Source organism: Miniphocaeibacter halophilus (assembly GCF_016458825.1).
Taxonomy (GTDB): Bacteria; Bacillota; Clostridia; order Tissierellales; family Peptoniphilaceae; genus Miniphocaeibacter; species Miniphocaeibacter halophilus.
The window spans coordinates 689,309-708,882 of the sequence record NZ_CP066744.1 but is presented as its reverse complement, the minus strand read 5'-3'; the positions used below and the strand labels follow the sequence as shown (position 1 = coordinate 708,882).

At 28.5% G+C, this 19,574-nt stretch carries 20 protein-coding genes; 15 read left to right on the top strand and 5 right to left on the bottom strand.

Features of this window, described 5'->3' with window-relative positions; translation table 11 throughout:
- Positions 1-186: 186 nt before the first annotated feature.
- Together JFY71_RS03445 and murC are read right to left on the bottom strand one after the other, a co-directional pair.
- Positions 187-1,215 carry a threonine aldolase family protein gene (locus tag JFY71_RS03445; RefSeq protein WP_243661653.1) on the bottom strand — a complete coding sequence of 343 codons (1,029 nt, stop codon included), beginning with the start codon at positions 1,213-1,215 and terminating at the stop codon, positions 187-189.
- 6 nt (positions 1,216-1,221) lie between these two features.
- Positions 1,222-2,610: a UDP-N-acetylmuramate--L-alanine ligase gene (gene murC / locus JFY71_RS03440; protein ID WP_243661652.1), complete on the bottom strand. Its 1,389-nt coding sequence runs from the start codon at positions 2,608-2,610 to the stop codon at positions 1,222-1,224.
- 140 nt (positions 2,611-2,750) lie between these two features.
- Between murC and glmU the strand changes: the two genes are divergently transcribed.
- The 13 genes from glmU to JFY71_RS03380 all read left to right on the top strand — a co-directional run bounded on the left by glmU (position 2,751) and on the right by JFY71_RS03380 (position 15,798).
- Entirely contained in the window at positions 2,751-4,139 is a 1,389-nt protein-coding gene (gene glmU, locus JFY71_RS03435) for a bifunctional UDP-N-acetylglucosamine diphosphorylase/glucosamine-1-phosphate N-acetyltransferase GlmU (protein WP_243661651.1), read from the top strand.
- 5 nt (positions 4,140-4,144) lie between these two features.
- Positions 4,145-4,726 carry an aminoacyl-tRNA hydrolase gene (gene pth / locus JFY71_RS03430; RefSeq protein ID WP_243661650.1) on the top strand — a complete coding sequence of 194 codons (582 nt, stop codon included), beginning with the start codon at positions 4,145-4,147 and terminating at the stop codon, positions 4,724-4,726.
- 60 nt (positions 4,727-4,786) lie between these two features.
- Positions 4,787-8,305, top strand: a complete 3,519-nt coding sequence (mfd, locus tag JFY71_RS03425) for a transcription-repair coupling factor (RefSeq protein ID WP_243661649.1) — start codon at positions 4,787-4,789, stop codon at positions 8,303-8,305.
- Positions 8,306-8,315: 10 nt separating this feature from the next.
- Positions 8,316-9,614 carry a SurA N-terminal domain-containing protein gene (locus tag JFY71_RS03420; protein WP_243661648.1) on the top strand — a complete coding sequence of 433 codons (1,299 nt, stop codon included), beginning with the start codon at positions 8,316-8,318 and terminating at the stop codon, positions 9,612-9,614.
- Between the two features lie 142 nt (positions 9,615-9,756).
- Positions 9,757-10,035, top strand: coding sequence for an HU family DNA-binding protein (locus tag JFY71_RS03415; protein ID WP_243661647.1), 279 nt, complete (start codon positions 9,757-9,759; stop codon positions 10,033-10,035).
- Between the two features lie 166 nt (positions 10,036-10,201).
- Complete coding sequence (locus JFY71_RS03410) at positions 10,202-10,726, top strand: LURP-one-related/scramblase family protein (RefSeq protein WP_243661646.1); 525 nt, start codon at positions 10,202-10,204, stop codon at positions 10,724-10,726.
- A 188-nt stretch (positions 10,727-10,914) separates the two neighbouring features.
- Entirely contained in the window at positions 10,915-11,895 is a 981-nt protein-coding gene (locus JFY71_RS03405) for a FecCD family ABC transporter permease (RefSeq protein WP_243661645.1), read from the top strand.
- Positions 11,896-12,675, top strand: coding sequence for an ABC transporter ATP-binding protein (locus JFY71_RS03400; RefSeq protein WP_243661644.1), 780 nt, complete (start codon positions 11,896-11,898; stop codon positions 12,673-12,675).
- Positions 12,672-13,355: a methyltransferase domain-containing protein gene (locus tag JFY71_RS03395; protein ID WP_243661643.1), complete on the top strand. Its 684-nt coding sequence runs from the start codon at positions 12,672-12,674 to the stop codon at positions 13,353-13,355. The genes JFY71_RS03400 and JFY71_RS03395 overlap by 4 nt, the downstream gene beginning before the upstream one ends.
- Before the next feature lie 6 nt (positions 13,356-13,361).
- Complete coding sequence (locus tag JFY71_RS03390) at positions 13,362-13,907, top strand: FmdE family protein (RefSeq protein WP_243661642.1); 546 nt, start codon at positions 13,362-13,364, stop codon at positions 13,905-13,907.
- Entirely contained in the window at positions 13,894-14,022 is a 129-nt protein-coding gene (locus JFY71_RS12000; protein WP_263457748.1) for a DUF4213 domain-containing proteins, read from the top strand. The genes JFY71_RS03390 and JFY71_RS12000 overlap by 14 nt, the downstream gene beginning before the upstream one ends.
- Before the next feature lie 3 nt (positions 14,023-14,025).
- Entirely contained in the window at positions 14,026-14,643 is a 618-nt protein-coding gene (locus tag JFY71_RS03385) for a DUF364 domain-containing protein (RefSeq protein ID WP_243661641.1), read from the top strand.
- Positions 14,644-14,646: 3 nt separating this feature from the next.
- Positions 14,647-15,798, top strand: coding sequence for an ABC transporter substrate-binding protein (locus JFY71_RS03380; RefSeq protein ID WP_243661640.1), 1,152 nt, complete (start codon positions 14,647-14,649; stop codon positions 15,796-15,798).
- 48 nt (positions 15,799-15,846) lie between these two features.
- On the opposite strand, the gene JFY71_RS03375 is transcribed toward JFY71_RS03380, so the two are convergent.
- Positions 15,847-16,524, bottom strand: a complete 678-nt coding sequence (locus JFY71_RS03375) for a hypothetical protein (protein ID WP_243661639.1) — start codon at positions 16,522-16,524, stop codon at positions 15,847-15,849.
- Between the two features lie 153 nt (positions 16,525-16,677).
- On the opposite strand from JFY71_RS03375, the gene JFY71_RS03370 reads away from it, so the two are divergent.
- Positions 16,678-17,118 (top strand): DUF1307 domain-containing protein, encoded by a 441-nt coding sequence (locus JFY71_RS03370; RefSeq protein WP_243661638.1) that lies wholly within the window; start codon positions 16,678-16,680, stop codon positions 17,116-17,118.
- A 41-nt stretch (positions 17,119-17,159) separates the two neighbouring features.
- Here the strand turns inward: JFY71_RS03370 and JFY71_RS03365 are convergent, their stop codons facing one another.
- Together JFY71_RS03365 and JFY71_RS03360 are read right to left on the bottom strand one after the other, a co-directional pair.
- A complete protein-coding gene (locus tag JFY71_RS03365) occupies positions 17,160-17,720 on the bottom strand; it encodes a chromate transporter (RefSeq protein ID WP_243661637.1) in 561 nt (186 codons plus the stop codon).
- Positions 17,710-18,288 carry a chromate transporter gene (locus JFY71_RS03360; RefSeq protein ID WP_243661636.1) on the bottom strand — a complete coding sequence of 193 codons (579 nt, stop codon included), beginning with the start codon at positions 18,286-18,288 and terminating at the stop codon, positions 17,710-17,712. Before JFY71_RS03360 ends, JFY71_RS03365 begins: the two co-directional genes overlap by 11 nt.
- Positions 18,289-18,396: 108 nt before the next feature.
- On the opposite strand from JFY71_RS03360, the gene JFY71_RS03355 reads away from it, so the two are divergent.
- Positions 18,397-19,266, top strand: coding sequence for a LysR family transcriptional regulator (locus tag JFY71_RS03355; RefSeq protein WP_243661635.1), 870 nt, complete (start codon positions 18,397-18,399; stop codon positions 19,264-19,266).
- The last annotated feature ends 308 nt before the right edge of the window (positions 19,267-19,574 follow it).

Genomic DNA, 19,574 nt, shown 5'->3' with positions numbered 1-19,574 from the left:
AAGACAAAATAGAGGATATAGGTACTGCAGAAAGTTCTTAAAATAATAATAACACCAACCTTAACTTCATTGTCTTCAGCAGAAGATTTAATATCCATAAAATATGAGTATCAGGATATTTTTTCCAATAAAAAATAGTGCTAGTGGATTTATTTCCATTAACACTATAAATTATAGAAGCGATTTTTATAATTTTTCTATTAGTTTATCAATATATTCTTCTTTTGTATTCCAACCGGTAGCAATTCTTATAACCTTTTGATTTTCATCGTATTGTGACATTGTTTCAAAAGCAAATTCCTTAGATAATTCATCTAACTTATCCTGACTCATAACTACAAAGGTTAGATTTGTAGGTGAGTTTATGGTTAATTTATATCCCCTTTCCACTAGAGCTTTTCGTAATTTTGTTGACAGATAATTAGCATGTTTAGCTAGTTTAAAATAGAGGTCGTCTTTAAATAATTCAGAAAATTGAATTCCTAAAAATCTTCCCTTAGCTAGTAAAGCCCCTCTTAGTTTTAAATTGTATTGAAAGTCAACTCTGAGTTCAGGGTTTATAACCACTAATGCTTCTCCATACATTGCACCTAATTTTGTTCCACCAATATAAAACATATCACAATGACTTGCAATAAATTCTAAATCTAAGTCATTATTTTCGGCTGAAAGTGCATAGCCTAATCTTGCACCATCAATATATAAAAATAGATTTAACTCTTTACAAACATTATAGAGTTCTTCTATTTCTTTTTTACTATAGATTGTACCAAATTCTGTTGAGTTGGAAATATATACCATTTTCGGTTGAACATCATGAATTTTTGACATTCCTTGAATATGATGGGCCTTAATCATGGCTTTTATATCGGAAGGTATAAGTTTTCCGTCATGATTAGGTAGTGTTAATATTTTATGACCACTATTTTCAACAGCTCCACATTCATGGGTGTTAATATGGCCTGTGTCTGCCGATATTACAGCTTGATAATGCATTAATGCTGCAGATATTGCTATGACATTTGTTTGAGTACCACCGGAAATAAAATATATATCTAAGTCCTGGTTATTGCATAAATCTTTAATTTGTTTTTTTGCTATTTCTGAAAATGAGTCAAATCCGTAAACTCCTGTTTGGTAGTCATTGGTTTTAATTAGTTTTTCTAGGATATTAGGATGAACACCATCAGAATAATCACAATTTAAATATATCATTATTTATCACTCCACTATCATTTTAGCTAGAACATCTGGGTTACCACAGCCTGTTGTTATAACAACATCTTGATTTTTAACTTCATTTTGTATATGGTCTTTAGCTTCTTCAAAGGTTTTTAAATAAATTGCATTAACTCCATTTTCTCTAAGTTTTTCGACAAGATCAACAGAGTGAATTGTCGGGTCAAATTTTTCTCTTGCAGCATAAATTTCTGTCACGATTACTTCGTCACAGTCGTAAAAAGAATTTGCGAAATCATTTAATAGATGTTTTGTTCGACTATAGGTATGTGGTTGAAAAACACATACGAGTTTTTCTTTTTTATGTTCTGCTAATGCTGACATAGTCGCCTTTATTTCTACAGGGTGATGACCATAGTCTGTCATTATTATTGCATCTTTATATTTTCCAATAACTTCCATACGCCTATGGAGATTTTTATATTCATACATACTTTCTTTTATTGTTTCCAAATCTATTCCAGATTCAAAGGAAGCAATAATTGCAGCTGCAGAGTTGTAAATATTGTATCGTCCTATTATATTTAGTGAGAAATGTTGAGTTCCAAAACCTTCTTTTTCACTAACTATATCAAAACTTGGATGACCTATTTCATCAAAGGAAATATTTTTTATATTGTAAACTGCCTTTTCATTTTCTATTCCAAAACTTAAAACTTCACCTTTAATATGATCTAAAAGTGGTAGACAATTTTCATCGTCAATATTTATAACGGCTTTGGAATTTTCATCTAAATTTTTCATATATCCTATAAAGGTACTAACAATATGATTTATATCTTTATAAAAATCTAAATGATCTTCGTCAATATTAAGTATTATGGCCATTGAAGGATAATAATTTAATATATTGGCTTTAAATTCACAAGCCTCAGTTAAAAGATAATCACTTTTTCCGCAATGAACATTTCCATCAATTTCATCTAATTTTCCTCCTAGAAGAATATTAGGATCGACTTCGGAGTTTACAAGAATTTTTGAAATCATACTTGTTGTTGTAGATTTTCCATGAGAACCGGACACTCCTATTGAGTATTTGTAGTTTCTCATAAGAGCTCCTAGGAAAACTCCTCTGGAAACACAGGGTACACCTGCATTTTTTGCAGCAATTAACTCTTCGTTGTCTGGAAGAATTGCATCTGTATATATAATTAAATCTGGGTTATTAATATTTTCTTTTTTTTGTCCTATGGATATTTTTATTCCTAATCCTCTTAAATGATCTAATGTATCTGAATCGTCTCTATCGGAACCTGACACATCAAAGTTATGAAATTTAAGTAATTCAGCAATTCCACTCATGCTTACTCCACCTATTCCAATAAAGTGAACTTTTTTTATATTTTTATCGTATAAATTAAAATTAAACATAGAAAGCCTCCTAAACATAAGTATTATATCATGCAAAGTTAATTACTACAAAAGAACTAAGAAATGAAAAAAGATAGACTTTAAAACTGGTTTTAATATAATATAAAGTAGTATAATTCTTACTAATATGGAGGAAAAAAATGAATATTTGTATAATTCTTGCAGCAGGCGAAGGAACTAGGATGAAATCTAAAAACTCTAAGGTTCTTCATAAGTTAATGAATAAGTCTATGATTGAATATGTACTTAATGCAAGTGATAGTGTTAATGTTGGGAAAAAAATTATTATTGCAGGTAAAAATAAAAATGATTTAGAAAATATTTTATCAGATACAGATGTTATTATAAAAGAGCAAAAGATTGGAAAGGAATATCCTTACGGAACAGGTTATGCCGTTAGTCTTGCTTTAGATGAAATAGATAATAATGATAATGTTTTAATTTTAACTGGAGATACTCCATTAATAAAGGGACAAACATTAAAGGAATTTATGGATTTTCATAATAAAAACAATAATATTGCTACGGTTTTAACGGCAAATATTGAAGATCCAACAGGATATGGTAGAATTATCAAGGACCATAATGGTAATTTAATAAAAATTGTTGAGCATAAGGATTGTACAGAAGAAGAATTGAAAATTAAGGAATTTAATTCAGGCTTTATTGTAATTAATGGAAAAGCTTTAAAAAATAGTATAAATAAATTGGACCAAGACAACATTCAAGGTGAAATGTACTTAACGGATATTTTTGAAATTATAAGGGAAGAAGGGGATAAAATCTCTACTTTTCTTATAGATGATGTAGAGGAAGTTTATGGAATTAATTCAAAGTTACAACTTTCCATTGCACAAGAAGTGTTAAGAAAGAGAATAAATTCCTATCATATGTCAAATGGAGTTATTATGGAAAATCCTAATAATATTTTTATTGAAGATTCTGTAATAATTGGTAAAGATTCAGAAATTAGATCAGGCGTTAGAATTACCGGTAATACTATAATCGGAGAAGATTGTTTAATTTATGGAGATACTGTAATAGATAATACTAAAATAGGAAATAATGTTACAATAAAGTCATCTACTATTGAAAATAGTGAAATAGGAGATGGTACAGATATAGGACCTTATGCACATATAAGACCAAATTCTAAATTAGGTAAAAATATTCATATCGGAAATTTTGTTGAAGTAAAAAATTCAAATATAGATAATGGAACTAAGGCAGGACATTTAGCTTATATAGGCGATGGTGATTTAGGTAAGGATGTGAATATTGCTTGTGGTGTTATATTTGCAAATTATGATGGTAAATTTAAACATAGGACAAGAATAGGAGATAATGCTTTTATAGGAAGTAATGTAAATTTAGTAGCACCTTTAACTGTTGAAAAAAAGGGTTATGTTGCAGCTGGATCTACAATTACAAAGGATGTAAGAGAGGGGGAACTCTCTGTTGAAAGAGCAGAACAAAGAAATATCTCCGGTTGGGTAAAGAAAAAAGAAGAAAGGGATAGTAGGAAGTAGATATTTTGAAATTAATAGTTGGACTGGGAAACCCTGGTAAAAAATACGAGGGAAATCGACATAATGTTGGCTTTATGGCTATTGATAAATTAGCAGAAGAAAACAACATTAGTATAAACAAAGCAAAATTTCATTCAATTTACGGTGAAGGAAGAATTAATTCTGAAAAAGTAATTCTTATGAAACCAGTAACATATATGAATAATTCAGGAATTGCAGTTATGGAATGTTCTAATTACTATAATATTCCAATAGATGATATTGTTGTAATTTGTGATGATATAGATATACCCTTTGGAACAATACGAATTAAGAAAAAAGGCTCTGCCGGTACTCACAATGGTTTAAAATCCATAATATACCATTTAAAAAATGATAATTTTCCAAGGATTAAAATATCCGTTGGAGAAAAAATACCACAGATGAGTTTAGCGGATTTTGTTCTAAGCAATTTTACTAAGGACGAAATTGTAGTATTGGAAAAGGAAATAGAGGATTCTGTTAAGGCAGCTGAATTGATAATTGGAAATAATATTGAAGAAGCTATGAACAGATTTAATGGAAAAAGTCATTTAGAAGTAAATTAAAAGTTGTAGCCCAGAGAAATCTGGGCTTGTTTAAGTTCCAATTAAGGAAGGAGGTGTAGAATGAACTACGTAACAGACCCAATTAAAAACCTGCAAGGATATAAGAATTTAAAGAAAGCAATAGATGATAAGATAAATTCAATTTATATGCATGGTTTAATAAAAGATAGTATGGGACATTTTTTATATTCTTTATATAATAACGAGAAAAGAAATATTTTAGTTGTTGTAGAAGATGATATATCTGCAAGAAAATTATATGAAAATATATTATCCTTTGACAAGGATATAGTTGAAATCTTTCCAAGTAGTGAGATAAATTATTATAATATTAGCAGTTTGGAAAAAAACAATGAAGATAGTCGTTTAAAGGTTATAAATAGATTATTCAATAAGGAAAAATTTATAACTGTTGCCAGTTCTAACGCATTACAAAGAAGAATTACCAGTAAATCCAATTTTAAAAAATTTAGTTTAAAAATCAATATTGATGATTTAATAGATCTTGAAGAAATTACTGAAACATTAACATATTTACAATATGAAAGAGTAAGTATGATAGAGGGGAAAGGTCAATTTGCCATTAGAGGTGGTATTTTAGATATTTATCCTATGCAAATGGACAATCCTGTAAGAATAGAGCTATTTGATGATGAAATAGACTCTATGAGATTATTTGACATAGCAACACAACGTTCTATTGAAAATATTCAAGATTTTTCCATATCTCCTTCAAGGGAGTTAATATTAAATGATAAACAAAGAAAAAAAATTATTGATGGACTTTGTAAAGATTTAGATAAAATAGAAAACAAGGCACTTTATGGTATAGACAAAGAAAATTTACTTAATAAGTTTTCTGGAATATTGGAATATTTAGAAAATAATTTGTTTATTTCCAATATGGATTTAGTTTCCCCTTATTTAGGAAAGGGAGACTTCAGTCTTTTAACTGATTATTTAAACAAGGATTCTATTATATTTATAGATGACATAGCTAAAGTCTATGATAGAAATAGTGAAATATCAGCAATGGCAGCAGAGGACCTAGCCTATAAAGAGGAAAAGGGAGAGGCTTTTGAACGACATGAAAAAATACTCCTACCTTTTAAGAGTGTTTTAGAGAATATAAAACCATTTACAGTAATAAATTCAACCTCTCTAATGAAGAAGACAAGGCTACTAAGTCCTAAAATAGAAGTAAAAATAGAATCGATGGAAGCGCCAAATTTTAATAGAAATTTGACGGTGTTAACAGAATATATAGAAAACAATATATATAATGGTTATAAGATAGTTGTATTTGCTGATTCTAAAGAAAAGGCAAAATTCTTAAGGGATTTGTTTGAAACAGAAGGAATAAATTCCGTTATTACCAAGGACTTTAATCATGAAATAAAAACAGGCCAAGTATTTATTATAGGTAGTTCATTGCCTTCTGGATTTGAATACAGAAATATAAAGTATTTATTTTTAACTCATAAAGAAATTTATGGCAAGGCAAAGCAACTTACAAAGAAACGAGTTAAGAAAAAAACTGCAAAGGATATTATAAATTATTCAGATTTAGTAATAGATGATTTTGTAGTTCACGAAAACCATGGAGTTGGTCAATATAAAGGCATTGAACAAATTGAAGTTCAAGGAATAAAAAAAGACTATATTATTATTCAATATAGGGGTAATGATAGATTATTTATTCCTACAGATCAAATGAACTTGGTTCAAAAATATATTGGTGGAGAGGCTGTTAAACCAAGGCTTAATAAATTAAGCGGCATTGAGTGGCAAAAAGCTAAACAGAAGGCTAAAAAATCCGTAGAGGTTATAGCAGAGGATTTAATAGAGCTATATGCTGAAAGATCTAAAATAAAGGGATTTAGTTTTTCAAAGGACACTGAATGGCAAAGGGAGTTTGAAAGTTCCTTTATATATGAGGAAACCCCTAGTCAAATTAGAAGTATTGAAGAAATTAAAAAGGACATGGAGTCGGAAAAACCAATGGACAGACTTCTTTGTGGTGACGTTGGTTATGGTAAGACAGAAGTAGCAATTAGAGCTGCTTTTAAAGCCATAATGGATGGTAAACAGGTAGCCTTTTTAGTGCCAACAACTATTTTAGCACAGCAACATTATAATACTATTTTAGAGCGTTTCAAGGATTATCCTATGAAAGTTGAGATGCTTTCAAGGTTTAGAACAGCAAAAGAACAAAAACAAATCCTAAAGGATTTAAATAGAGGCTTAATAGACATAGTAGTAGGAACACATAAAATACTTTCAAAAGATTTGGTTTTCAAAGATTTAGGCTTGCTTATAATTGATGAGGAACAACGTTTTGGAGTAAGACATAAAGAAAAACTAAAGGATTTAAAGAAAAACATAGATGTACTTACTCTATCAGCAACACCAATTCCAAGAACTTTACAAATGGGGCTAGTAGGAATTAGGGATATGTCTACTTTAGATGAACCACCAGAAGAAAGATTTCCTATAAATACCTATGTAATAGAATTTAATCCTCAAATTATTAAAGATGCAATAGAAAGAGAAATACTTAGAGGTGGACAAATATATTTTGTATATAACAAAATACACGATATTGATGAAGTAAGATTTAAACTTTTAGACTTAGTTCCAAATGCAAAAATTGCAATTGCTCATGGAAGAATGTCTGAAAGGGAATTAGAAAATGTAATGCTGGATTTTGGCGATGGAGAATATGATGTTTTACTTTGTACAACAATTATAGAAACAGGTCTTGATATTGCAAATGTAAACACTATGATTGTTTATGATGCAGATAAAATGGGACTTTCTCAACTTTATCAACTAAAGGGGAGAATTGGTAGAGGTGACAGAACCTCCTATGCCTATTTTACCTACGAACAAAATAAATCATTAACAGAAATTTCTGAAAAAAGACTTATGGCAATAAAGGATTTTACAGAGTTTGGCTCAGGATATAAAATAGCCATGAGAGATTTGGAACTTCGAGGAGCAGGAAATATTTTAGGAGAAGTTCAAAGTGGACATATTTCTGCTGTAGGTTATGATTTATATGTTAAACTATTAGAGGAAACTCTTGGAGAAATTCGAGGTGAAGCTCCAAAAGTAAAGGCATCTGAAGTTGAAATAGATATAAAAATAGATGCATATATTCCATCTAGCTATATTGAGGACTCTAATGAAAAAATTGATATGTATAAAAAGATTGCATCAATTGATACAGAAGAAGACTACGATGAAATAGTAGAGGAGTTAATAGATAGATTTGGTGACATACCAAAAATGGTACAAAACATAATGGATATATCATTAATGAAGTCCTATGCTTCAAAATGTAACTTTGAAAGAATTTTTGAAAAATCAGGTAATTTAGAAATAATATATAGTGACAAAAAAGAATTGGACTTTAAAGAGCTAGAATTTATAAGTGAAAATTATAATGGTGAAATGAACTTTGATTTATCTGACAAACCTATAATTTCAATAGAGTTTAAAGATAATAATCTAAAAAATATAATTGAGCTATTAAAAGTTATAATGACTTTTAAAATAAATAATGATAAAAATTAGGAGGATATTTTTGAAAAACAAGATAATAAAAATTGCAGCAGGGATAATGACGCTTTCATTAATTTTAACCGGTTGTGGTGGTTCCAAACCAAAAAATGCCATAGCTAAAGTTGGAGATAAGTATATAACAGCAGAAGATGTTAATACTAATTTTCAAGGGGCAGTATCACAGCAGATGATGTACACAGGTGTAAATCCATTTGATGAAAGTACAGAAGAAGGCAAGGAAGCAGCATTAAATCAAAGAAAAGAAATATTAGAAGGTTTGATTTTTAATGAAACAGCTTTAAAACTAGCAGAGAGTAAAAAAATAAATATAGAAGAAGAAGAAGTTGAAAAAGCTATTGACGACCAAGTAGAACAAGCTGGTGGAAAAGAAGCAGTAAATGAAATGTTAAAAGCTCAAGGCATGACAGAAGAAGAATTTAGGGAAGAAATGAAAGAATATTTCAATATTCAAATGACATTTTCTAAGTTGCAAGAAAAATTAGAAGAAGAATTAACTCCTTCAGATAAAGAAATAGATAAGAAATTAGAAGAAGATAAGGATAATTACCTACCGGTTTATAATGCAGACCATATTTTATATTCAACAAAAGATGATACAAATGAAACTATAACAGATGAAGCTGAAATAGCTAAAATAAAAGAAGAAGCTCAGGCTGTTTTAGAACAAGTTAATTCAGGTGAAGTTTCTTTCCAAGATAAATTTGATGAAATTAAAAATAAAAATGATGCATCAATGGAAAATCCTTCAGAAGAAGGAGAAGGGGAAATTGCAAAAACAGTAGGAAACACAGCTTTACTTGCACAACCATTAGGTGACTTTGGAGAAGAAGCAATGGTAGAAACATTTACAGAAGCTGTAAAGAAAATGGAACCGGAAACTATTAATTCTGAACTAGTTGAGACTGAATTTGGTTACCATATAATAAGATTAAATTCTAAAGCAACAGAAATTTCAGAAGCAAGTGAAGATTATCTAAAAAATGTTAAGGCACAAATATCTACAAATTTATTAAATGAAAAAATCAATGAAGAAATAGAAAAAGAAGAAAAAGCTTTAAAAATCAAATATTATGATAAAGATGGTAAAGAAGTAGATGATATGGAAAAAGCTTTAAAATCTTTTGACTTTAATAAAATAAGTGAGGAACAAGCAAAAGAAGCAGAAGAAAAAGCTAAGAAAAATGAAAAATCTACAGAAGCTAAAGAAGAGGAAAAATCAACAGAAAGTACTGAACAATCCTCTACTGAAAATACTGCAGAAACAACAGAATCAACAGAAAATACTGAGAAATCTGAGTAAAATATAACATATTTGTATTTATTGTAAATAAATTAGCGAAAAATACAAGAAAACCTTGAAACTTTAACATAAGTTAGATATAATCAATATCATGAATACGTGAAGTATTTAATTTTTACAATTTCAGGAGGATAATAAAATAATGAATAAATCAGAATTATTAAGTAAAATGTCAGAAAAAAGTAATCTTACTAAAGTAGAATCAGAAAGAGCATTAAATGCTTTTATAGAAACTGTTACAGAAACTTTAGCAGCAGGGGATAAGGTACAATTAGTTGGATTTGGTACTTTCGAATCAAGAGCTAGAAAAGCAAGAGAAGGAAGAAATCCAAGAAATCCAGAACAAAAAATACAAATACCTGCATCAAATGCACCAGTATTTAAAGCTGGAAAATCATTAAAAGAAGCGGTTAATAAATAATTTTACTATTATTAGGCAAGTCGAATATGACTTGTCTTTTTTTATGCCCAAATAGATATTAATGCAAATAAATTGACAGAGTCTATAAATTATATTTAGGGGATAAAATAATTAATTATACGTGATATAATTAAAACATATGAAGAATATGTTAAGGGGGTTTTTTATGAAATACAATATAAAAATTGATAAATACGTTAAAGATAGATTTAAAATATTTGATGAAGAAAATGAAGAACCGATTTATATAGGAGAAAAAGTCGGGGATTCTACTTCTTATTTTGATGCTTTTATAGGAGAAACTTTTTCCAAGGGAGCAAATTTTATTTTTTTTGATAAAGATAATAATGAAATATTAAAAGTAGAGAGAAATTTTTATGACCTTAATAAAGAGTATAAATTATTAAGAAATCAAGAGGACTTAGGAAGTATAAAATCTAAAGTAGAGGACAAGTTTATAGAAATAGATATTAAATTTCATAATTTTAATAAGCACATATCCTTTAATAAAGAAAACAAGGTATTTGAACTAGAAAATGTTGGAAAAATACAATCTTTAAAACAGGGCTTTAGAAATTATGAGGAAATGTCAATAGAAATTATTAATAAGGAATACGAAATATTGCTTATAGCTATAGCAGTATATATTTGGGATGTATTTATAAAAAATAAAACAGCATTTGTATTTTAGATTTAATTAAAAAACAATGGAAGGAAGAACTTTATATTGAACAAGGTATAGGGTTCTTTTTTTATTTCTTAAAAGTATTATAAATTGACATAGAAACTGGAAAAGGTTATACTAACATACACATAACGATTATATAGTTTGTTACATAGTAGGGAGGGATTATTATATCTAAAAGAGAAAAGAAAATAATGTATCTACTATTTATTTTTTTGATTATTTTAATAATAATATCCTTTACAATAGGAAGATATCCTATTTATCCTAAAGAATTATTTAAATATTTACTGTCGATTTTTAATGGAAATATAGAAAACATCCCATCGGAAATTATTACGATTATTACACAAATAAGAGCTCCTAGAATTATAGCTGCGGTTTTTGTTGGAGCAGCCTTATCAATAGCGGGTTCAAACTACCAAGCTTTATTTCAAAACCCAATGGTTTCACCTGACATTCTTGGAGCTAGTCAAGGTGCAGGATTTGGAGCAGCACTGGGGCTGTTTTTCACTTTAGGATATTCTACCACTTCCTTTTTAGCATTTAGTATGGGAATAATTGCTGTAACTATTACATATCTTGTAAGCTTAAAATTTAAAATAGATAGAATTCTAGGTTTGGTTTTATCGGGAATGACAATAGGTTCTATTTTTTCTGCCCTAATTAGCTTTATTAAATTAATTGCCGATACTGACAACACGCTACCTTCTATTACCTATTGGTTAATGGGGTCTTTAGCATCAACTAAAATAGGGGATTTAAAACTAATAATACCTCCAGTAACATTGGGAATAGTTATTTCTATGATATTAAAATGGAGGATGAACCTACTTACAATGGGAGAGGAAGAGGCTTTAACCATGGGTGTAAATGTAAAAGTAGTTAGATTATTGGTAGTTGTATCAACTACTTTAATGACTTCTGCTTGTGTTTCTATAACAGGAATGATTGGTTGGGTAGGGTTAATAATTCCACATTTTTCTAGAATATTAGTAGGAAATGATTATAGATTTGTTGTACCAACATCGGGTTTAGTAGGAGCGACTTTTTTATTGATTATAGATAATATTGCCAGAACTGTTGCTACTTCTGAAATACCAATTGGCATTTTAACATCTTTTATAGGTGCACCATTATTTTTATATTTAATTTTTAAGAAAGGTTACGATTAAATGTTAGAAATAAAGAATTTATCCTTTGCTTATAATGAAGAGTTAGTACTTGAAAATATTTCGTTTAAGGTAAAAGAAGGTACTGTTTTAGGTTTATTAGGAAAAAATGGAGCGGGTAAAACAACCTTATTTAAAATAATATTTGGTATGTTGAATATTACAAAGGGAGAGGTTTTAGTTGATAACATTGAAATTAACAAATTGAATCCTTTGGAAAGAGCAAAGTTAATTGCCTATATTCCTCAGTCCCATTATCCAACCTTTAACCATAGGGTACTTAATGTTGTAGAAATGGGAGCAAATACTAGGGCAAATAAATTTACAGGAGTAAGTAAAGAGGAAAAGTATAACGCCTACGAAAAACTAAAGCTACTTGGAATTTCTCATCTTGCCAATAGAGGTTATAAGGAGATTTCTGGTGGTGAAAGACAACTTGTTTTAGTTGCTAGAGCATTAATGCAGGACGCAAAAGTTCTTGTAATGGATGAACCAACATCTAATTTAGATTACGGCAATCAAATTTTAATATTAAACAAGTCCAAGGAATTAGCTAGCTTAGGATACACTATTATACAATCAACTCATCATCCCCAGTTTTCATATATGTTCTTTGATGAAGTATTAGTACTTCATAATAAGAGGATATTAATAAAAGGAAATCCTAAAGAAGTATTGACAGAGGGGGTTTTATCAAAAATATATAATATTAATCTCCATATAGAAAAGTTGAAATATAATGGCAGGGAAGAATTTATGTTAATACCGGAGTATAAAAAATGAGTTTTGCATGGACAGAAGAAAAAATAAAGCTTTATAAAAGAGCGTCGGAGTTTACTTTATTCAACAAAGGCTTGGCAAAAAAATTAATAGAAATAATAGGAAAAGAAAGAACCATTTACGATATTGGTTGTGGCTTATCATATTTAGCTATGAGTTTATCAGAATATTCTAAAAGAATATACTGTATAGACACCAGTAAAGAGGTTTTACAAAAGCTAAATAAAATAATACTAGAAAAAAATATTACTAATATAAAAACAATAAATACAGATTATAAAAAATTATTAAGCAAAAAGAAATTTGTTGATTGTATTATAGCAAGTCATTTTTTAGATATGCATAATAATCTAGAGTTTTTAACAAGTAGATGTAATACTTTAGTAATAATTAAAAATACAGGTAAAAGAAAAGGATTATATGATTTTAAAAAACAAAAAATAGAGGATGTTGAAATAATTTTACAGGATAGAAAAATAGATTATAAAAAATTTATTTACAATGGGGAGTTTGGTCAACCCTTAAAAAGTCTTAAAGAAGCTAAGGAATATTATAATTCATACAGTAGTATTAAAATAGACGAAAATAATATAAAAAGAAAATTAATAAACATAGACAATAAAAAATATCCTTATTACTTACCTAAGTATAAAAATATAGGAATAGTTGTAATAGGCAGGTGAATATTAGTGAATAATTTTTACGAAGATTTAAAAGAGGCTTCTAATTATCATGGTCATTTATGTTCTGGTCAAGTTCTAGGTGTAAGAATGGCACGTTTAGGACTTAAGCTATTGGAAATAGATAAGCCTAAAAACTATAAGGATCTAATTGTGTATATTGAAACCGACAGATGTTTAGCTGATGCAATTGGAACGGTAACAGGATGTAAGATAGGAAAAAGAACCTTAAAGGTCAAATCCTTTGGTAAAATGGCAGCAACTTTTTTTGATATTAGAACTAAGAAGTCCTTTAGGATTTATAAAAAATTTAATGAATATGCGAAAGAAGGAGAGGATATTGTAGAGTTTTTTAATAGATTTTCAGATAAAGACCTGTTTAATATTGAAGAAGTAAAGTTGAACATAAAAAAAGAAGACTTACCAGGACCTCCATGTAAAGTTGCAAAGTGTAGTATTTGTCATGAGGAAATATTAGACGGTAATGAAATAATAAAGGGAAATAGAACTATTTGTAAAGCATGTAATGGAGAACAATATTATGAGAAAATTTGATTTTTTTGATATTTATGATGAATTAATAGAAAATATTCCTTCTAATTTAATTGTAAGGGATTATTTTATAGGTAGACATTGGAGTTGGATTAAAAGCGATGAAAATCTTGGTTGAGGAATGACCATTAATATTGACTCAATAGAATATAGCTTTAATAAATCATTAATTGGAAAAGAGTTAAAAGATGTAGCTAAACTTATTAAATCCTGGAATTTTAGAGAAAGTTCATTAGGGCTTGCAGCAGTAAATACATATTATAATACTTTTAAAAAGGCAAAAGAAAACAATGTTGATTTTAGTAATAAAGATGCTTTTGATGTATACAGGGAAATAGTAAAAGGAAAGGATGTTTCTGTAATAGGACATTTTCCATTTTTAGAAAAACAAATAAAGGATATTTGTAATTTATATATAATTGAAAGAAATCCAAGAAAAGGAGATTATCCTGATTCAGCGTGTGAGTATTTACTACCTAAATCCGATTATGTATTTATAACTTCATCAACTATTGTAAATAAAACATTCCCACGATTAATTGAACTTAGTCAAGGCAAGAAGGTAATAATGGTTGGACCGAGTACGCCAATAACACCAATATTATTTAAATATGGCATAAGTGATTTGTCAGGCTTTATTGTAGAAAATAAAGATGGAGTAATTAATACGATAAACTCAGGACGTCATAGAGAGTTTTTCAAATATGGGAACATGGTTAGTTTAAAAAATAAGGAGTAAAATATGAAAAATTTTAGAAAAAAATTATCGTTATTATCGCTACTACTAGTGTTTGTTATTGCAGTAACAGCATGTAGTAATAATGGTGGAAATAAACCAACTAGTGAAATAAAGGAAACAGATAAAACAAAAGTCACAGAAGAAACCCAAAAAACAGATAGTTCATATTCTTTTAAATTTGCTGAAAAAGGTAAGGTAATAGACTCAATAGGTAGGGAGGTACAACTACCAGAGAAAATTACTAAAATTGCGGTAGCCGGTAATCCTGCTCAGATGATGATGTTTACAATAGCACCGGAAATGCTAGTTGGATGGGGAAGTGAACCATCAGAAAGCTTGAAGAAATATTTACCAGATGATTTAGTAAATTTACCTGTAATAGGAACCTTTTATGGTAAAAATGCCAGTATGAATTATGAAGAGATGATAAAGGCAGAGCCAGATGTAATAATTGATGTTGGTGAAGTTAAGGAATCTATGAAAGAGGATTTAGATGGCTTACAGGAGCAAACCAATATTCCAGTAATATTTGTAGAATGTATGTTAGAAAATACAGCAGATGCTTATAGAACCTTGGGGAAATTATTAGACAAAGAAGAAGGTACTAATGAACAAGCTGAATATATAGAAAAAACCTTAGAAGATGTAAAAGAAAAAAGAGAAACTATTAAGGATAAAATTACTGTCTACTACGGTAGAGGAGATTCCGGTTTACAAACTAACTCAGAAGGTAGTATTCATGCAGAGGTAATTAATTTTATTGGAGCTGAAAATGTTTATAAAGACGATTCTAAAAGTAGTCCAAGCTGGGAGGAAGTGTCAATGGAACAGATTGCTGTTTGGAATCCCAATATAATAATGTTTTTAAATGATAGTATTTATGATACAGTTGGAAATGATCCTGTTTGGAAGGATTTACAGGCTATTAAAGATAATAAATATTATGAAGCTCCAGGCGAACCATATGATTGGTTAGGTTCTCCACCAAATGCAAATAGGATTATAGGTATAAAGTGGTTAGGGAATTTAGTTTATCCAGATATTTATAAGTATGATATGGTAAAGGAAACAAAGGAATTTTATAAATTATTTTATCATTCAGATTTAACAGATGAACAGGTAAAAGAACTTTTAGCAAAGTCTACATTTAAATAGATGTCCTTTTTATAAAGAAGCTATACTCATATAGCTTCTTTTAAATTATTATAAGGATTTATTTTCAATAAAATTCATTAGGTTTTTCTTGGTTTCTATAGTTTGGACTATTATTTTAAAATCTCTATTTTCTTTGTCATTAAAATCATTTTTCCCATAAATATATAAATCATTTCCCTTTTCTTCAATATAATTAATATGAGAGTATTTAAAAATATATGTTTCTATAATAAAACCCTCTTCAAAAGTTCCTAAATTTACTGTATAAAGGTCAACTCCGGAAAAACCATCGCTTATTAGATATATATTTGTATTATTTCTAGTATAGGTTTCTACCATTGCTCCTAAAAACGTTGAAAGTCCAAGTATCATAATAAGAATTAAAGGAACTAATCCATACATTGGATACGTATGTAGTAAATCTATTAAATCACTTTCAAAATATATAGCAATAGGTATGAATATTATGAAGAAAATAGCTGATAAAAAATAGAGTATATTTTTTTTAGAATACATTTTAAAACTTTTTAATTGTTTTGATTTGCTATAGAATTTTACAATTCTTATAATATCATTAATGCAAGTTACAAGTATTATCCATGAAAATAGAGGAACAAGAATTTTATCTAAGGTAAAGCCTTTTAAAACTATACTTAAAACTGAAATAAGGGCTAAAAACACGCCTACAGTTAAAATTAATAATTTGTTGTTAAAATGTTTTTTCATATTAGCCTCCCGTATTTTATTATACTGGAGTTTCATATTTGCAAAAATTGCAGCATTAATTATTTTTATATTAATAAGTATAAATATAAAAAACAATTGTTATAAAAATATAAATATGCTAACATTAATTAGAATTAAAAAAAGGAGAAGTATATGAAAAAAATTAAAAAGGTACAACTACTTATTTTAGTATTTGCAGTCTTAATGACTCTAGTAGCCTGTGGTTCAAAAGGTGGTAAAGTTGTTTACGTAGGCGAACAAAATGGGGCAGAAAATATTATTACTATTGAATATGATGGAAAAGAAAATGTTCAAAAGATAATTTCAGAAACTGAAGGCGAATATAATGGTACTGAGATTGAAAAACAAATGGTAGAAGCCATGAAATCCGAATTTGAGAAAATTAAAGGCACTAAATTTAATGTAGACTATAAAGATAAAACGATGAAAGCGACCTTTACTATTGATATGCCGGTGTTTTTAAAGGAAAATGAAGATTCCGAATATAAGGCTTTAGCAGATAAAGATGGAAATGTCCCATTAAAAACAGTAAAAGAAAATTATGAAAATGCAGGATATAAAGAAAGAGAATAAGGCTATAAAAAACTATAATTCTAAATAGAGTTATAGTTTTTTTATGCATATACAAGCAAGCCTACAAAACCGGTTATAATCATCATAATTATAGGGCTTATTTTAAATTTTCTTATTATAAATAGTGAAATTACTGCAATTAATACTGCTATAACATCGATATTTTCAATAGAGGAAATAGCTCTAAAATCGGAGTTGTTAAAAAATGCTAGTAAAAGCATAGTAAAACCGGCAGACATTATTAATCCTAAAGATGAAGCTTTTAGGCTATTTAATACTTGGAAAACATATTGTGAACTCTTATATTTAGCAAAGAAATTATATAAAACAATGGAAATAATAATTCCACCTATAATTGAGCCGAAGGTAGCTACAATTGCACCAATTGGTCCTGAAATTTGCATTCCTACAAAGGTAGAACTATTAACAACTAAAGGGCCTGGTGTCATTTGAGAAATAGTAATAATATCTGTAAAGGTCTTTTCTGTAATCCAATGTTGTTGATTTACAACCTGTTCTTGTATTAAAGGCATAATAGCATAGCCGCCGCCAATACTAAAAGAACCTATTTTGAAAAAAATTAGAAATAATTTAAAAATCATTAACTTTTACCCCCTTCTTCATTTTGAAAAATAAGGTAAAAAAGCTAACAAGACAGCTTGAAACCAATACTAAAATTACGTTAATATTAAAAAATGCTGAAGCTACAAAAGACAAGGGTGCTAATATTTTTAATAGTCTAGAGTTTTCTTTAATAATGGATTTATACATATCTATTACTAAATCTATTATTAAGGCTATAACACAAGCTTGCATTCCCTTAAGTGCAGCATTAATATAAATATTATTTGAAAAAGCTACATACCATTTTGAAATTAATCCTAAAATTATTACAGGAGGAATAATACAACTAATAAGGGTTATTATTATTCCGGGAACTCCGGCAACTTTTTTTCCAGCTAAAATACTTAAATTCACAGCAATAGAGCCGGGGGATGATTGAGCAATAGCGGCCATTTCCATTAATTCATCTTCAGATATTAAATTTTTATCTTCCACAAAATACTTTTTAATCATTGGAACTACTACATATCCTCCTCCGAAGGTAAAGGAGCTAATAAAGAGGTTAACATATAGAAGCCATAGATAAAGTTTTAAATTTTTTTTCATAATACCACTCTCCAAATGTATGCTTCCTATTATAAATATTGTTTTATCATTTGTGAAATGATATTATACTAACAATAGTATGAATATAATTCATGACAAGGAGGAGCAATGGATTTAAAACAATGTATTATTTTTAGGGAAGTATCTAAAACTGAAAACTTCACACAAGCAGCTAATAATTTATATATAACTCAGTCAGCTGTTTCTCATTCTATGAAAAAACTAGAAGAAGAGGCCGAGACAAAACTTTTTGAAAGACTACACAAATCTGTAAAATTAACTAAAACCGGAGAAATATTTTTGGAGGAAATATTACCTATATTAGAAAGTGTAGAAAGATTAGAGTCCAGGATGAAAATATTAGAACAGGATACTCCATTACATATAGCTTGTTGTATAACTTTTTCTCAGAAAAAATTGCCTGAGTTAATTAAAAAGTTTAATATTTTATATCCTAACACAAAGGTAATTGTAAAAATACAAAAGGCAGAGTCTTCACTGGAATTATTAAGGCAGGGAAAAGTGGATTTAGCATTTATAGAAGGAAATATATTAGTAGATAATTTTGAAGTAAGACAAATATCATCCTATAAATTAATAGCCATTAGCTCAAATGATTACTATAGGAAGGGTAAAATCTCAATAGAAGAATTAATTAAAAAGGATTTACTATTAAGGGAAAAGGGGAGTTCTGTTAGGGATGAATTTGATGCAGCCCTTTCATTAAAAGGCTATAGGGTAAATCCGGTATGGGAATCTGTAAATACAGATTCATTAGTTGAAGGAGTAAAAAATGATCTAGGAATTTCTATTTTACCTAAAATTTTACTTTCAAATGAGTTGGAAAAAGGTCATATTAAGGAAATAGAAATAGAGGATTTTGAAATATTCAACAATATAAGTCTTGTATTAAATAAAAATAAATATAAAACGGATTCATTAAATAAATTTTTAGAATTAGTAGATTTAGATAGGTAAACTCGAAAAATCCTATTTGAAATTGATTTTAGCTTTTTATTTTGATATACTTGTATTATTATTAAGGAAAGGTAGAAAAATGGCGACTTTAGTTAATGTTAATTATGACAATTTATCTCAATTAATTAGAATTACAGGCTATGTAAAAATAGTTAAGGGGATAGGTGTGTCTAAAATTAAATTTAACTAACTAAAGTAAAATGATTTACCAATAATAATTTATATTAATAAATTAGCCTAGGTATATTTTACTTAGGCTTTTAATATCTATAGAAATATGTCTAGGCCTAAGTATGTTTTACTTAGGC

Coding starts and splice junctions, on each gene's coding strand:
- murC (WP_243661652.1), bottom strand. CDS start 2,610: ATGTTTAATTTTAATTTATACGATAAAAATATAAAAAAAGTTCACTTT.
- JFY71_RS03400 (WP_243661644.1), top strand. CDS start 11,896: ATGTTAGAAATAAAGAATTTATCCTTTGCTTATAATGAAGAGTTAGTA.
- JFY71_RS03380 (WP_243661640.1), top strand. CDS start 14,647: ATGAAAAATTTTAGAAAAAAATTATCGTTATTATCGCTACTACTAGTG.
- glmU (WP_243661651.1), top strand. CDS start 2,751: ATGAATATTTGTATAATTCTTGCAGCAGGCGAAGGAACTAGGATGAAA.
- JFY71_RS03395 (WP_243661643.1), top strand. CDS start 12,672: ATGAGTTTTGCATGGACAGAAGAAAAAATAAAGCTTTATAAAAGAGCG.
- JFY71_RS03365 (WP_243661637.1), bottom strand. CDS start 17,720: ATGATTTTTAAATTATTTCTAATTTTTTTCAAAATAGGTTCTTTTAGT.
- JFY71_RS03410 (WP_243661646.1), top strand. CDS start 10,202: ATGAAATACAATATAAAAATTGATAAATACGTTAAAGATAGATTTAAA.
- JFY71_RS03385 (WP_243661641.1), top strand. CDS start 14,026: ATGACCATTAATATTGACTCAATAGAATATAGCTTTAATAAATCATTA.
- JFY71_RS03355 (WP_243661635.1), top strand. CDS start 18,397: ATGGATTTAAAACAATGTATTATTTTTAGGGAAGTATCTAAAACTGAA.
- JFY71_RS03405 (WP_243661645.1), top strand. CDS start 10,915: ATGTATCTACTATTTATTTTTTTGATTATTTTAATAATAATATCCTTT.
- mfd (WP_243661649.1), top strand. CDS start 4,787: ATGAACTACGTAACAGACCCAATTAAAAACCTGCAAGGATATAAGAAT.
- JFY71_RS03375 (WP_243661639.1), bottom strand. CDS start 16,524: ATGAAAAAACATTTTAACAACAAATTATTAATTTTAACTGTAGGCGTG.
- JFY71_RS03445 (WP_243661653.1), bottom strand. CDS start 1,215: ATGATATATTTAAATTGTGATTATTCTGATGGTGTTCATCCTAATATC.
- JFY71_RS03370 (WP_243661638.1), top strand. CDS start 16,678: ATGAAAAAAATTAAAAAGGTACAACTACTTATTTTAGTATTTGCAGTC.
- JFY71_RS12000 (WP_263457748.1), top strand. CDS start 13,894: ATGAGAAAATTTGATTTTTTTGATATTTATGATGAATTAATAGAAAAT.
- JFY71_RS03360 (WP_243661636.1), bottom strand. CDS start 18,288: ATGAAAAAAAATTTAAAACTTTATCTATGGCTTCTATATGTTAACCTC.
- JFY71_RS03415 (WP_243661647.1), top strand. CDS start 9,757: ATGAATAAATCAGAATTATTAAGTAAAATGTCAGAAAAAAGTAATCTT.